General features: G+C 37.3%; 12 protein-coding genes. 3 read left to right on the top strand and 9 right to left on the bottom strand.

Annotated elements, in window-relative coordinates; all coding sequences use genetic code 11:
• Positions 1-160 precede the first annotated feature (160 nt).
• From BS34_RS0111605 to BS34_RS0111595, 3 genes are all read right to left on the bottom strand, one after another.
• Positions 161-787, bottom strand: coding sequence for a thiol:disulfide interchange protein DsbA/DsbL (locus BS34_RS0111605; protein ID WP_029408670.1), 627 nt, complete (start codon positions 785-787; stop codon positions 161-163).
• 15 nt (positions 788-802) lie between these two features.
• Positions 803-1,981, bottom strand: coding sequence for a c-type cytochrome biogenesis protein CcsB (gene ccsB, locus BS34_RS0111600; protein ID WP_029408669.1), 1,179 nt, complete (start codon positions 1,979-1,981; stop codon positions 803-805).
• A gap of 85 nt (positions 1,982-2,066) precedes the next feature.
• Positions 2,067-4,151, bottom strand: a complete 2,085-nt coding sequence (locus BS34_RS0111595) for a cytochrome c biogenesis protein ResB (protein WP_029408668.1) — start codon at positions 4,149-4,151, stop codon at positions 2,067-2,069.
• A 274-nt stretch (positions 4,152-4,425) separates the two neighbouring features.
• On the opposite strand from BS34_RS0111595, the gene yihA reads away from it, so the two are divergent.
• Complete coding sequence (gene yihA / locus BS34_RS0111590; protein WP_029408667.1) at positions 4,426-5,124, top strand: ribosome biogenesis GTP-binding protein YihA/YsxC; 699 nt, start codon at positions 4,426-4,428, stop codon at positions 5,122-5,124.
• Between the two features lie 491 nt (positions 5,125-5,615).
• Here the strand turns inward: yihA and BS34_RS0111585 are convergent, their stop codons facing one another.
• From BS34_RS0111585 to polA, 5 genes are all read right to left on the bottom strand, one after another.
• Complete coding sequence (locus BS34_RS0111585; protein WP_029408666.1) at positions 5,616-6,539, bottom strand: DUF5666 domain-containing protein; 924 nt, start codon at positions 6,537-6,539, stop codon at positions 5,616-5,618.
• Between the two features lie 11 nt (positions 6,540-6,550).
• Complete coding sequence (locus BS34_RS0111580) at positions 6,551-7,417, bottom strand: DUF6502 family protein (protein ID WP_051640879.1); 867 nt, start codon at positions 7,415-7,417, stop codon at positions 6,551-6,553.
• A gap of 9 nt (positions 7,418-7,426) precedes the next feature.
• The gene (locus BS34_RS0111575) at positions 7,427-8,146 is read right to left on the bottom strand and encodes a hypothetical protein (protein WP_029408664.1); all 720 of its coding nucleotides are present in this window, start codon (positions 8,144-8,146) and stop codon (positions 7,427-7,429) included.
• Between the two features lie 128 nt (positions 8,147-8,274).
• Entirely contained in the window at positions 8,275-8,526 is a 252-nt protein-coding gene (locus tag BS34_RS0111570; protein WP_029408663.1) for a hypothetical protein, read from the bottom strand.
• A gap of 325 nt (positions 8,527-8,851) precedes the next feature.
• The gene (gene polA / locus BS34_RS0111565; protein ID WP_051640878.1) at positions 8,852-11,692 is read right to left on the bottom strand and encodes a DNA polymerase I; all 2,841 of its coding nucleotides are present in this window, start codon (positions 11,690-11,692) and stop codon (positions 8,852-8,854) included.
• A gap of 61 nt (positions 11,693-11,753) precedes the next feature.
• Between polA and BS34_RS0111560 the strand changes: the two genes are divergently transcribed.
• Positions 11,754-12,704 (top strand): homoserine kinase, encoded by a 951-nt coding sequence (locus BS34_RS0111560; protein WP_029408661.1) that lies wholly within the window; start codon positions 11,754-11,756, stop codon positions 12,702-12,704.
• Positions 12,705-12,867: 163 nt separating this feature from the next.
• Positions 12,868-13,434, top strand: a complete 567-nt coding sequence (locus BS34_RS0111555; RefSeq protein ID WP_029408660.1) for an L-threonylcarbamoyladenylate synthase type 1 TsaC — start codon at positions 12,868-12,870, stop codon at positions 13,432-13,434.
• 47 nt (positions 13,435-13,481) lie between these two features.
• On the opposite strand, the gene BS34_RS0111550 is transcribed toward BS34_RS0111555, so the two are convergent.
• A complete protein-coding gene (locus BS34_RS0111550; protein ID WP_199774101.1) occupies positions 13,482-14,306 on the bottom strand; it encodes a M48 family metallopeptidase in 825 nt (274 codons plus the stop codon).
• Between the last annotated feature and the right edge of the window lie 189 nt (positions 14,307-14,495).

Here is a 14,495-nt window from a genome sequence, read left to right as displayed (position 1 = left end):
ATTGAGTTTATTATGAAGACTAAAAAATCAAATAACCAGGCCTGGTGGCTTTAAATTAAGCATCTTGGCTGATTTATTTAATGATTATTGATTAAGGATTATTGTTTAAGAATTTTTAGATAGGTAGGTTGCGAGGAAAGGTTCCCCCGCAAGAAAAAAATTATTTATTAGCTAAATTGTTAACTGCATTCCACATATTATCGCGACTGCCATTCATACCAACATCGGTAATATATTTACCATTAACGATAATTGCAGGCACACCTTCAACGCCATAAGCGCGTGTTAATTTAGCGGCTTTACGAACTAATTGATCCACCTTAAAACTTTTAAAGTTATTGATGAAATCAGATTCTTTAACACCAAATTGGGTAAAAAATTTAGCAATAGCTTCAACCGTAAACAACTCTTTTTTATCTCTATGTAAGGCGTCAAAAAAGGGTTTGTGAGATTGTTCAATAACGCCTAATTCTTGAGCGGTAAAAAACACACGAGCCATAAATATCCAATTAGGGTTATTAAATACTACCGGCATACGTTCAAAATGGATGTCTTTTGGTTTGTTTTTTAACCACTCATTTAAGCTTGGTTCTAAGTGATAGCAATGCGGGCAAGAGTAGCCAAAAACTTCGACTACTTTTTTTGGGTAAGGCATAGTTGGTTGAGGTTGTGGAACTAATTTGTATTCCACACCTTCTACTAAGCCAAAACTACTAGCAGAAAAGGCGGGTAGACTGTTAGCGGCTAACAGGCCTGTACAGCCTGCTAGAAATGCTCTACGTTGCATACTTATATCCTTTTATTATAGTTCGCCGTAAGAGTGTAAACCTGACAAGAACATGTTTACCCCTAAGAAGGCGAAAGTTGTCACTAATAAACCTATTAAAGCCCACCAAGCCATTGGTGCACCACGGAAGCCCTTAGACATACGAATATGTAACCAAGCCGCATAGTTAAGCCAAACAATTAATGCCCAAGTCTCTTTTGGATCCCATGACCAATATCCACCCCAGGCTTCTGCCGCCCACATTGCTCCTAATACCGTAGCAATCGTAAAGAAGGCAAAGCCTAAAGAGATGACTTTGTACATTAAGTCATCCATCATATCTAGAGATGGCATTGTTTTAGCAAAACCGCTATCTGGATTTTTCTCAAGCGCTTTGTTTGTTATTAGATAAGCTAAACCAATCATGGCAGCAATAGAGAATGCACCGTAACCAATAAAGTTAGCTGGAACGTGTATTTTCATCCAGTAGCTTTTTAAAGCAGGAACTAGTGGTTGAATCACGTTTGCTTGTTTATCAAAGGTATACCATAGCAAGAATGCTACGGCCGCACTGATAACCAGCATAACAAAACCGCCTAATGCACGAGTTTTGTAGCGTTGTTCATAAAACAGGTATAAAAGACCGGTAATCACAGTAAATAGTATGAATACTTCATATAAACTACTGACGGGAATATGGCCGTAATCAAAATTGATAATATAGGATTCACGCCAGCGAACCATCATTCCGACTAAGCCAAAAGTAACCGCACTCCAAGCAAATACAGAGGCACTTTTACCGGCAAATTCTGATTTAGTAAAGAGAGCAAAAAAGTAGGTGATGCCAGCAAGCACAAATAAAGCGCTCATCCACATAGTCGCGGATTGACTGGATACTAAGAACTTGAGGAAGAAAGCTTGCTCATTTGCCGTAATCACGTTGCCGTGAATCTGATAACTCCACAATGCTAAGAATGTTAAACCTGTTACCCAAAGGGTAAGCTGTTGAATACTTCGCCACAGTTTACCGAGAACAATTAAACCAACCGTAACACCAGATAGGATTCCTACTTCAAATTGATCCATTAAGCTGCCGTATTGGTTCCATGCATATAATGCCCCTAAAATAACAAATATTGCCCAGGCAATATCTCTTATTGATAGGGATGTTTTTTTTGAATCTTTAAATTCATCCATATAGTTTGCAGTTTGCATAATCGTAGCCTTATTGCGTTTGTGAATTAAGATCGAGAGCTGACATAATACTTATGCAACTTATTTAAAGCTCTCGGGTTAATTTTTAAGTTTGTGACTTATTATTATAATCTTGAATCTTAGTCACAATAGATTCAAATTCTGTAGTGGTTTCCGGTAAATTTCTATTATCTTTGGCGGCAACAGTGATTTCTGTTCCATCATTATCACCATTTTCATCGGTTTTTTGCTCAACATGAATCCAAGCACGACGTTGTCTTAGGTAGAATAAGAAAAACACCCCAATAATTAACATTGCACTACCAAAGTAAACGACATCTTTACCTGGTGATTTAGTAATTTGTAACCCTGTTGCTTGAACCTCTGTAAAACTATCAATTTCAAAATACATGGGTGGACCATAGGCTGATAAGCTAGTAATGGTATTTAATGCATCTTCAAACCAGGTTTTATCAAATTCAGAAATATCATCATCTTGAGTTTTAGCGACACCTTCTTGAATCAATATATCCATATATAGGGTTTGTAAAGCAAGGCTGGTTTGGGCAAAGTAGTAATCAGAGACTTTTTTACGATCAGCTTCTGGAACATTTTTTTCAACAAACCCAGTAATACCCTTAAAGCCTTTGTTACGGAATAACATGATGAGTTGTTGTAGTAATTTAATTTGAATGTCGTAAGTTTTTTGCGATATATTGGCTTCTTTAGGATATAACTTTGTAAATAGTGATTTAATTTTTAAAGGATTATTTAAGCTAATTAAGAACTTAAAGAAGCGTTCTTTTTTACGTTGTGCATCGGCAGGAATAAATAGATATCTAAATGGTTCAGCATTGCTTGTGCGCACACCTGTCATAAAGAACCAACGATTTTCTTGTTTAGATGGCAGCATATAATTTTCATATTCCCATGCTTTACCTTGTTCGTTACGAACTTTAAAGATAATGGTTGGGCCATTGTTATGCATTTTGTGTCCGGTAAGTTTTCTCTCTTCCTCTGTCGCCGGGACAATATTGTGCATTTTAAAGTCATTAAATTCTGCTTTAAAAGTACCTACAGGAGTTTTTAAAGGTTCAATGCCGTTAACTTGGGTATTAAGCTTAATAGAGTTTTCAATGGGTGATAATAATGGGTGAATTTTAAGCTTTAACTTAGTTCCACCGTCGCCAAAAGAAGATTGGTAAATCGCGTAGTTTTTGTAATATAAAGGGTGGTTAACCTTAATGGTTTTTCTGATAGGTTTATCTAAATCAGGTGCGGTTAAAATCAAGTCACTTTCAAATGATTTTGGCATACCTGTATCGTAATATTTAATACGGAAATCTTCATTAACCACTGTAAAGGGCAATTTTTGGACTAGATAGCCATCTTCATAAGGTAAAAATAGAACATCAGTTTTTTCACCTTCAGGGACATTAACTGATCCACGGAATGATAGATTTTCTGGCCCTAACCAAGATTGCTGGGGAATTTTATCTAAACTTACAGTTCGGGTTTCAGCTTTTAAATCCCCGCTTAATTCACGGAACTTAAGCAGTAAATTACTATCTAGAAGAGCGCCTACACAAATAACAATAATTGCGATATGAGTAAAGAAATAACCTAAACGGTTCCAGCGACCTTTTAAACCCGCTACGGTAACGCTACCATCATTACGTTGGTGCACTTTAGTCTTATAACCCTTGTTTTCAAGGAGTGCTTTAGCATAACCCTGTTGCTCTTCTATCGCTAAATGGCTTTCAACTATGGCACTGTTAGGTTGGTGTTTAATGGCATTTTTAGAAAGCTTCTCGCTGAACTGTTTAAAGTCTTTTAAGAAACCAGGAGTGTTTCTGGTCACACAAACACTGGTTGAAAAGAGTAAGAAAACTAAAACTAAAACAAACCAAGCTGCACCATAAACATGAAACAAACCTAAATCATTAAATACCTGTGACCAAAAAGGACCAAATTTAATGATGTAGTCTTGCATGGTTTGGTTTTGTTTTAAAACCGTACCAATTACTGAAGCGATAGAGAGCATAATCAATAAAGTTACGGCTAGGTTCATTGAGGCAATAAAGTTCAAAAAAACACTGGGTTTTTTTGGACGATTACCTTGTGATTGTCCTTTTTCAGGCTCTAAAGGTGTTTGGCTTGGTGCTGTTTCTGCTTGATTCAGTTCAGTCATAAAATATCAATTTAGTTGTTATTCTCTAGTATCTCAAAAACACGCAAAATGCTAGTTACCTGTTTTATATAGAAAAATTCATTATTATTAGATTAAAACCTTGTTTTTAAAAGGGGTTTAACCTTATGAAAATTTCACTTTACTAGATTAGAATTCGTTAAAAAATAGGATAGAGTATATACTTATGTAAATCATTGATAAAGTATTAAAATACGATTTTAGAGACCTTTCGTTTATAACAACCTTCAACATTAACGGACTTAAATTTAACACTATGCAACATCCTTTATACCAAAAAGCGAATTATCTTAAAAGTGTGCCTACACTTAATTTATGTCCAGAAGAGTTGACTCATGAAATCGCTTTTGCCGGTCGTTCTAATGCAGGTAAATCTAGTGCATTAAACGTGATTACCTCTCAAAGAACCTTAGCTAGAACCAGTAAAACTCCAGGTAGAACTCAGTTAATTAACTTTTTTCCAGTAGATGAAACCCGTGCCTTGGTTGATTTACCTGGTTATGGCTTTGCTAAGGTGAATGTGAAGGTTAAACGTGCATGGGAAGCTGGCCTAACCACATATATTGAAAAAAGAGAGGCTCTAAAAGGGCTTATTTTATTAATGGATTCACGCATACCGCCAACTGAAATAGATTTGGTTATGTTGGACTGGACTCAGCAGATTGGTTTGCCTGTGCATGTGTTATTAACTAAATCAGATAAACTCAAAAAAGGCCCAGCTAAGGCTGAGTTGCTTAAATTACAGCAATTACTTAAAGAAGAGTATCCACATGCAACTGCTCAATTATTCTCATCGTTAAAACGAGAAGGACTCAATGAGGTATGGAATAAATTAGATGAGTGGATGGAATATGAACGCCCGCCAAAAGAGAAAAAAGAACCTGTAAATCAAAAGAAAATACGTCCTGGTAGCAAAAAACCCAAAACCAAAGGCAATATTCGTCGTTTTAACTAAGTTAGCCGTTAGTTTAGCGACTAACTTTTAAGACTTTCGAAACAACCAGGCCTGGTTGTTTTATTTACTTTGATTTATCTTTAATTACTCTTAATTGTAAAAGCTTAGATTAAATCAGACAGTACAGCGATTGAGAAGCCTATTTTAAATAGAATACTTTGCCTTAAATTTTGTCACACAGGCTTCTCGTTACTTTTTGCAGTTTGGCAAAAAAGTAACCAAAAAACAAACCCCACTCCATAAATGGGCAAGTTCTAAGCTTGTGAACTGAAAACGCTGAACTCGCTAAGCTCAAACAGCAGCGTTTTTTTACCGTTCACTACGCTAAGAACCTTGCACCATTTATTACAAGGGGAGTTAAGGCGTTTGCCCAAGCTTCAATATTAAACATCACAAAAGTGGAAAATAACTCAAATCTGATAATGAATTTTTTTCAAGTTAGATTAGTAATTAACTGCTGTCTTGCCAGATTAAATTTAATTTTTTACATCTTAATTAATTTTATTAAGTTCAAAACGTTGTTTTAGTTTATTAATTGCAGACTGATACTTTAATAAGTCATATTGGGTAATTTCGCCTTTTTCAATTTTCGCTTTTAACAGATACTTTTGATTAGATTCTGACTTTTTACGGGTTTCAATAATCGCAATAGGTAGGCCTTTAAACGAGTTGTTTAAGGCTGATAATTGCGGTTTTGTGATTTCAATTAATAGTTGATGAACCTGATCAGAAAAGGAAACATCTGGCGCTAATTGATAAATATGTAACGCTTTAGGATTATGACTGATTCTGTTGGCTAACCAGTGATTGTTATTATCAGGGTAGCCATTGATAGCCACAAAATTTCCCACCTTAAGCTTAATACCTTTACTAATTTGGGTTTGAGAATTTAGGTAAATGAGTTTGCCATCAACTGTAATTTGATTAGCAGAAACCGTTTCAATTTGCCCGGCAATAGGATAAAAAATGTAAATATTTTCAGTCCATGGACGAACTTTAGCAATATCAGTTTCAACAATGACCTGTTGACCAATTTGTAACGTTTCATGCGCGGAAACATTAGAACTTACTTTGACATCATTGTTGTATTCAACCTCAATGCCATTAACCCAAATACTCCCAAATTTGGTAATAGTGCCAATAATACCTGTGCCGCCAAAACCTGAATTGGAGGCGGTTTTACCCGTGCCACCAAACCCAGAGTTAGCGGCTATTTTTGTGTTTTCAGTGCCGGTTTTTCCGGTACCACCAAACCCTGATTTATGGGCTATTATTGTTTGGTTAGTATTTTTAGAAGAGGTGGGTTCGGTTGGCCATATTTGGCAGGCGGAAACCGCTATACTCAAACCTAAAACAGTCAGTAGGTTTTTGATGTGTTTGGTTATAGCCCCATTTGGTTTCAATACGTTTAGCATTTGGCTTAACCTTAATCTTTAGAATGTGTTGGTTGTTTGGTTAAGCTTTGGCAAAAATATGCGCCAACATGCATTTCACGATTAGCTTTTTTAGCGTGTTCGCTATTTTTATCCTGCTCTTGTAGCTGACTTGCTAGTTGGTTAAGTTCGGTGAGTGCGGCTAACATCTTCTCATTAGAACTGGCTTCTAGTTTTTGAATGGAGGCTTCTGTTAAGCCTGAATAATAAACCGCTCTATCAAACATAGCCGGTACTTGGTTTTCTAGGTTATGGGCAACGGTTGTTAAGTGACTACCAATATTTTTGCCCGCAAAAAATAATTTTTCTTCAAAATCTTCTGCGGGAACGTAACTAGCTTGGCTTAGTTGTACTTTTTCTATCTTATTTTTAGTCACTAATTCCACTAGATTTTGGCTTAACCATTCATCCAGAATAGAGCGCGGGTGTTTGTCTTTGGAAACTGAAAAAACCAGCTCTTCAAAAGAGGGGCTGCCATCTTGTTGATAGCGAAAAAGAGCTAAAGGCTCGCCATTCTTATTAATATAACCTTGATGTCCCATCCAGATAGAGATGAGTTGAGAGCTTAAACTCGCTTTTAACTCTTTTTCGGTAGGTTGATTAAGGTTTTCTGTACGAATACGTTTAACATCTCCTCGATGAATTCCCGTTAATAAGCTGATTCGACTGTCTGTCAGTTTTTTATTTTCAATAGTAAATGACTCTTCTGCCACCTCAACGTAGGTACGTTTAAGTAAGTTTAATAATCCAATATAGGTAATATCTTGATGAATTAATAAACGAACTAAAGGTCTTAGCATGTTACTTAATGCTTTAGCTAAGGCTTTTTCTTTTAAGGGTGTTGTGGTTTCTTGAGTCATATATAAACTTTAAAATTGAGTTGTTAAACTGACACCAATACTTTTGGTTTTGGTGAGATCATAACCGGCAAAGCCAGTTAAACTGTAGTTTGAATTTAAAGGTTTGCTAACAAATGCGGCAACCCCTAATTGATTCTCTAGGTTTTTAAAAATACTTTCTTTGTAATCTAAGCTCACCCCAATGCGGGTTTTATTGCTAAAAATATGTCCTGTACCGACGGATGCGTAAAGGCTGTCTTGCATGTTTAATTCTTCGACTTTACCCACTTTTTTATAGCCTAAAGTCGTAAATAACGATACTTTATTATTTAAACTAGTAAAGTAATCTAACTGTACAGAAACATCATCTTTACCTGTACTTAAGCCTTTATTAGCATCTCCGGTTGCTATCTTTTGTTTTAACTTGACCGAAAATTGATGAGTTAAGTCATAGCCAAGACTAATAATAGTATCACCTAATCCACTCTCTTTGAATGTTCCGCTTTTTACGGATAAATAGGCCATTGAAACCCCAAACGACAATTTTTCATTTTTTATGGATAGCTCTAAGGGAACAGAGGTTGATAAGACATTGTCCTTGTTAATCGTGTCACTTTGGCCATCAACATAAAACAAACCAGTAGTGAGTTTAGTGTTTTCATGAGCGGATGCAACCGTATTTAAGGCAATAATTCCCAACACAAGAATGATAACGGATAGCAGAATATTTTTAAAAATTATATGAGTCATTTTAAATCTCATTAAAGTCTTGTGCCTTATGGGGCACAAAAGGAAAAGGTTTCATGTGGTAAAAATTAATTTAGCGCAGTGGTTTGAGTCTCTTCAGAACCCTTTTCATTTTTATCGGTTTCCGTCGACTATTGTTGATTTAAAAGTAAATTTTCATGTACTTGAGCGTGAAGTTCTTTAACGGTTTTGATTATGGCCTGATTGTTTTGCATTGCTTGTGTCATGGCTTCTATCTTGCCTTGGATTTGCATAATTTCTTCTTGTTCGGCTTGTGCGCTGTTTTTGTCAATTGCTATGCTAGACATTGATACAAAGGTAGCTGCAATTAATGAGGTGATAATAGCGGTTTTTATGATAGTTTTTGCAAAGAGTATTTTCATGGCAAGGCCTCTTAATTCATTATATTAACGGTTAAATTTTAAAAATGTTAAACATTTACATTTGAAATAGTAGAATTTTTAATACCGGTTGTCAATATAAATGTAAATTTATTACATTAATAATTAGAGAGGGTTTTATATTGTCGTTTAGAGAACTTTATACGATTGGGATGAGAGTTAGGTTTTGTTTTAAAATGAGGTTAATTGTTTAGAAATGATGTCATTGTGGAGAGAATGAAACAATAAGAGAGCTTTGCATTAAACATTGAAGCTCTGTTTGTAAAAACTCTCCTTGAAGAAGAAAGGAGAGTTTTTGGGTTAGAAATTAATGGGCTTCATCCCAGTTATTGCCTTCACCAATTTCTACAATTAACGGCACTTTAAGTGTTAATGCCGATTCCATTAAAGTTTTAATTTCTGCTTTAACCGCTTCTAATTGGTCTTCAGCCACTTCAAAAACCAATTCATCGTGTACTTGCATAATCATTTGAATATCAAAAGTACAACTCTGCAACCAACCTTCAATTTGAATCATGGCGGTTTTAATAATGTCTGCCGCGGTTCCTTGCATGGGTGCATTTATTGCAGTACGTTCAGCGTACTGTCTTAGTTGACCATTACGAGCATTGATATCTGGCAAGTACAATCTGCGTCCTAAGAGAGTTTCTACATAACCGGTCTCTTTTGCTTGCTCTTTAGTCTCTTGCATATAATGCAAAACGCCAGGGTAGCGTGAGAAGTAAAGGTCTATATATTCTTGTGCAAGGTGTCGCCCTACATTTAACTGTTTAGCTAACCCAAAGGCAGACATTCCGTAAATTAAACCAAAGTTAACGGCTTTGGCACTGCGACGTTGTTCTGTAGTGACTTCTTCTAAAGTTACGCCAAAAATTTCTGCTGCAGTGGCTTGGTGAATATCTTTACCTTCCGCAAAGGCTTTTAATAACCCCGCATCTCCTGAAAGGTGGGCCATAATTCTAAGCTCAATTTGTGAGTAATCCGCAGCAACCATTTTATAACCAGGCCTGGTTATAAAAGCCTGGCGAATACGACGACCTTCTGCAGAACGAATAGGAATGTTTTGAAGGTTCGGTTCGGTAGAAGATAAACGTCCCGTAGAGGCGACAGCTTGCATATAAGAGGTATGAACTCGACCGGTATTTGGATCAACTTGTTTAGGTAAAGAATCTGTATAGGTTGATTTTAATTTAGCTAAGCTACGATACTCTAAAATAAGAATTGGCATTTCATGGCCTTGTTCCGCTAGCTCAGCTAATACCGGTTCTGCAGTTGAGGGTGCACCTTTAGGGGTTTTTTTAATAATAGGAAGTTCTAAGTTTTCAAATAGAATAACCTGTAATTGCTTCGAAGAGTTAAGGTTAAAGACCTCTCCGGCGATTAAATGTGCCTTTTGTTCGAGTTCTGTTAACTTCTTGCTAATTTCTTCACTTTGCACAGCGAGCATATCAGTATCAAGTAAGACACCATTACGTTCCATGTGTGCTAAAACAGGCATTAAAGGCATTTCTATGTCGGTAAATACCTTTTTAATAGTCGGTTCTGCTTCTAATTGCTGCCAAAGTGTTTGATGTAGTTGCAAAGTAATGTCTGCATCTTCTGCGGCATAATGCGCCGCTGTTTCAATTTCAATTTGATTAAAGGTAAGTTGCTTTTTACCTTTACCGGCAATCTCTTCAAAATGCGTGGTGCGATGATTTAGGTATTTTAATGCTAAATCATCCATATTATGGCGAGTAGCAACACTGTTTAAACTGTAGGATTCCAGCATGGTGTCAAACTGCATCCCTTTAAGTGAAATGCCATGATTTTGCAACACATGCCAATCATATTTAAGATTTTGACCGCATTTAGCTACATTTGGGTTTTCTAAGATGGGTTTTAATCGGTTTAGCACCCTGTCAATATCAAGTTGTTCAGGGGCTCCTTCATAATCGTGAGTAAGCGGAATATAGCAGGCCTGGTTACCCGGGTTTTCAGGGTCTTTTACCGCTAAGCAAACCCCGACTATTTTCGCTTGAAGTGTATTTAAAGAGGTGGTTTCAGTATCTATGGCAAATAGTTCAGCATTTTCAATCCGTTCTATCCAAGTTTCAAAGTCTTCTGCTGTTAATATGGTTTCATAGTTTGATTCAACGGCACTCGCTGTAATGGCTTCTGTTTGAGTGTTAGCTTCAACATTTGAATCATCCTTAGTTCCATTAGACTGCTTTTGTACGGTTTGACTGTGTGCTTTAGCACCAGTAGTTTTTGAAAAAGGCACTTGACCATTCATGACTTGGTTTAGCCAGTTACGTAAATCGTATTCGGTAAACAGTTCTTGTAAACGAGCCATATCGGGCTGAGTACGTTGAATATCATCCAAACTAACGGGCAAGTCACAATCTAATTTAATGGTAGTAAGTTCTCTAGAAAGAGCGAGTTGGTCTAGGTTGTTGCGCAGGTTTTCACCAATTTTGCCACCAATCATTGGGGCGTTCGCTATCAAATTATCAATATTGCCAAATGAGGTCAGCCATTTAACCGCTGTTTTAGGGCCACATTTTGGAATCCCTGGAATATTATCGGCGCTATCACCAACTAGAGCTAGGTAATCAATGATTTGGTCAGGACGTACACCAAACTTTTCAACCACGCTCTCTGGTGTAGAAAGCGTGTCATTCATGGTGTTAATTAAAGTAACGTGTTCATTCACTAATTGCGCTAAATCTTTATCACCGGTTGATATTAAGGTGTCATGTTTGGCTTCTGTTGCTTGTTGCGCAAAGGTTCCCATTACATCGTCAGCCTCAACGCCATCAATGACCAAAAGTGGTAAGCCTAAAGCTTTTACAATTTCATGAATAGGTTCAATTTGAGATCTTAGCTCATCCGGCATTGGTGGGCGGTGGGCTTTATACTCATCGTACATCTCATGTCTAAAGGTTTTTCCCTTAGCATCAAAAATCACAGCCATCTTTTTGGGTTGATACTGTTCAATGAGCTTACCGAGCATATTAATCACACCAAATATGGCTCCCGTTGCTTGTCCCTTGCCATTGGTGAGTGGTGGCATGGCATGAAAAGCCCTAAATAAATAAGAAGAACCGTCCACTAAAATAAAAGGGCTGTCGGCGTTAAAAGAAATTTGCGCATTGGAATCGGTCATTTAAGGTGCTCATGTGATAAAATTTGAGCATTCATTTTACCCAATTACGAGACTTTACTCTATGTCTGTCTATACAGTCGTTGAAGAAAACCAATTAATCGCCTTTTTAGAAGATTTTGATGTTGGCACTTTAGATTCCTTTGTAGGGATTAGTGCGGGGATTGAAAACACCAATTATTTTGTAAATACCATTAAGCATGGTCAATTAGAACAATTTGTTTTAACGATTTTTGAACACCATACCTTTGATGAGTTACCTTACTTTTTAAATATTATGGCGTTTATGGCTGAACACAATATCCCAACAGCACATCCAATTCCAACGCATTCAAATGGCTATTTAAAAGAACTTTGTGGTAAACCGGCAGCATTAGTTGAGCGTTTAACAGGGAGCACGGTGGAGGATCCTTCAATTACTCAATGCGGTGTGATGGGTGGGCAGTTAGCACGTTTTCATATGGCAGGAAGCCATTATGAAGGCCATAGAGAAAATGATAGAGGATTGGATTGGATGCAAAATACATTTGCCGAAATTCAATCTTATTTAGAACAAGATGAGTGCGAACTGATTGAAGATGAGATAGCTTTTCAATCTAAAACTAATTGGTCTGAATTACCTCAAAGTGTGATTCATGCAGATTTGTTCTGTGATAATGCAATGTTTAATGGTGATGCATTAACGGGCATTATTGATTTGTATTATGCGTGTAATGCTCCAATGTTATACGATTTGGCGGTTATGGTTAACGATTGGTGCCGAATTCATGCGGATAACCCAGCCAATATTGAGTTTGATCAGAAACGACTTGATGAAATGCTTTCTGCCTACCAAACTCAGCGTTCTTTAACAGAAGAAGAACAAGCTGCATGGCCAGCAGCATTGCGTCTAGCGGCACTTCGCTTTTTTATATCTCGCCTTAAAGATAAGCATATTCCAAGAGAGGGTGAAATCACTCAAATTAAAGACCCTGATGTCTTTAAACAAGTGTTAAATATCCATCGTACACTGTAGTTGTAAATTGTTTTTTAGACTTACCAGGCCTGGTAAGTTGGTAAATTAAGTTGGTTATTTGCGGCATTTTTCGCCTAAAACAGAAAATTGTTACTACATTTTTTCTTTTGTCCTCAACATTTGCAAATCTCTCAATTTACGGTTTAAAGGTTATCTACTGTTAATGAAACATATACCAAACCAAGTCTCTGAAGCGATTGAGGTTCTTAAACGCGGTCAAGTGATTGCTTATCCAACAGAAGCCGTCTATGGTTTGGGTTGTGATCCATTTAATAAAAATGCGGTAGAAAAATTGTTTCACGTGAAGCAGCGACCGATGGAAAAAGGGGTGATTTTAGTGGCTGCAAATATTGAACAAATTCATGATTGGGTTGAGTTGAAAGGAATGGACTGGGAGCAAAGCGTATTAAAAACTTGGCCTGGCCCGGTAACTTGGGTTTTACCGTTAAAACAAAATAATCAAAAACCAATGCCAGACTGGATAACAGGCGGAAGAGAGACGGTGGCTATTCGAGTTTCAGACCATCCAATTGTGAAACAATTATGCTTGGCTTTTGAAGGGCCAATTGTTTCAACTAGTGCCAATAAATCTAATCATTTACCAGCGATGTCGTGCCAAGAAGTTTATTCGGAGTTTTCTGATAAGGTTTTTTGCCTCAACGGCCGTTTAGGTAACCTAAAAGAACCTACCCAAATTAGAGAAGCAGTAACAAATAAAGTTTTACGTTAGAACTTACCTTTATAACTCTTTGTGAGACCTTTGCAAAAGTCCCTTAGTTATTTTTTACCAATGGCTTTGTAAAAAAGCGGTTCTACTTTTTTAGCATATTTTGTTAAGTCTTTAATACGGTTTGCGTGTGACGGGTGAGTACTTAGGATTTCTGGTGGTTGTCCGCCTTTAGATTGTTTTTCCATTTTTTTCCAAACATTGACCGCAGCATAAGGGTTATAGCCTGCTCGTGCAGCAAGTTCTACTCCCATACGGTCTGCTTCTACTTCATGAGTTCGGCTATTGGGTAGTGTTAAAGTGACTTGAAGTGCCATTGCTGCGGCATCAAGCGTTGGGCCACGGACTCCAGTAAAAATGCTTAATGCATTGAGGCCTACTTGGGTTAGTGCTTGTTCTGAGGCTCTTTCTCTTCCATGCTCGCGTAAAGCATGTGATATTTCGTGACCCATAATGGCGGCTATTTCGGCATCGGTAAGCTTAAGCTTTTTGATGATTCCGGTATAAAAAGCAATTTTTCCACCAGGCATACACCAGGCATTTAATTGGTCAGATTCTAATACATTGACTTCCCAATCCCACTTAGGGGCATCACTACGAAATACCGCTGTTTGCGGGATAATTCTATTGGCAATTCGGCGAACCCTTTTTACCATGGCACTATTGGTATTGAGTTTTTTAGCTGTTCTAGCCTCTTTTAACACCGAGTTATAAGCGATTTGAGCACCATGAGTCATTTGGGCAGGGGAAACAAGTAATAGCTGTTCACGCTTAATACCCACGGTACCTTGTTTAGTGCTGCTTGAGGTACAAGCCACTAAACCCAATAAGATAGAGGTAAGAATAAAGTGTTTTAAAAAGGATAAGACGTTCATAAGTATTCCGTTCAGCATTCTGTTTTTCTAAAGCCTGAGACCTTTGCATGAGATAGGTGCGAAAGAAAAATAGGCGTAAGTACCCCCTTGAGGGTAAAAAATTTGCCTGATTCTCGACTTACCCCTTCGGGCGTCGAGTTCTTCGTTTGCGGCGGAAAACGCAGGGAATAGCTAGCTATTCGCAAGTTT

Source organism: Thiomicrorhabdus sp. Milos-T2 (assembly GCF_000702325.1).
Taxonomy (GTDB): Bacteria; Pseudomonadota; Gammaproteobacteria; order Thiomicrospirales; family Thiomicrospiraceae; genus Thiomicrorhabdus.
This window is presented reverse-complemented; position numbering and strand designations above follow the sequence as displayed.

What these genes read in the sequence shown, in the direction of transcription:
- BS34_RS0111605 (WP_029408670.1), bottom strand. Translation starts at nt 787, where the DNA reads ATGCAACGTAGAGCATTTCTAGCAGGCTGTACAGGCCTGTTAGCCGCT.
- ccsB (WP_029408669.1), bottom strand. Translation starts at nt 1,981, where the DNA reads ATGCAAACTGCAAACTATATGGATGAATTTAAAGATTCAAAAAAAACA.
- BS34_RS0111595 (WP_029408668.1), bottom strand. Translation starts at nt 4,151, where the DNA reads ATGACTGAACTGAATCAAGCAGAAACAGCACCAAGCCAAACACCTTTA.
- yihA (WP_029408667.1), top strand. Translation starts at nt 4,426, where the DNA reads ATGCAACATCCTTTATACCAAAAAGCGAATTATCTTAAAAGTGTGCCT.
- BS34_RS0111585 (WP_029408666.1), bottom strand. Translation starts at nt 6,539, where the DNA reads ATGCTAAACGTATTGAAACCAAATGGGGCTATAACCAAACACATCAAA.
- BS34_RS0111580 (WP_051640879.1), bottom strand. Translation starts at nt 7,417, where the DNA reads ATGACTCAAGAAACCACAACACCCTTAAAAGAAAAAGCCTTAGCTAAA.
- BS34_RS0111575 (WP_029408664.1), bottom strand. Translation starts at nt 8,146, where the DNA reads ATGACTCATATAATTTTTAAAAATATTCTGCTATCCGTTATCATTCTT.
- BS34_RS0111570 (WP_029408663.1), bottom strand. Translation starts at nt 8,526, where the DNA reads ATGAAAATACTCTTTGCAAAAACTATCATAAAAACCGCTATTATCACC.
- polA (WP_051640878.1), bottom strand. Translation starts at nt 11,692, where the DNA reads ATGACCGATTCCAATGCGCAAATTTCTTTTAACGCCGACAGCCCTTTT.
- BS34_RS0111560 (WP_029408661.1), top strand. Translation starts at nt 11,754, where the DNA reads ATGTCTGTCTATACAGTCGTTGAAGAAAACCAATTAATCGCCTTTTTA.
- BS34_RS0111555 (WP_029408660.1), top strand. Translation starts at nt 12,868, where the DNA reads ATGAAACATATACCAAACCAAGTCTCTGAAGCGATTGAGGTTCTTAAA.
- BS34_RS0111550 (WP_199774101.1), bottom strand. Translation starts at nt 14,306, where the DNA reads ATGAACGTCTTATCCTTTTTAAAACACTTTATTCTTACCTCTATCTTA.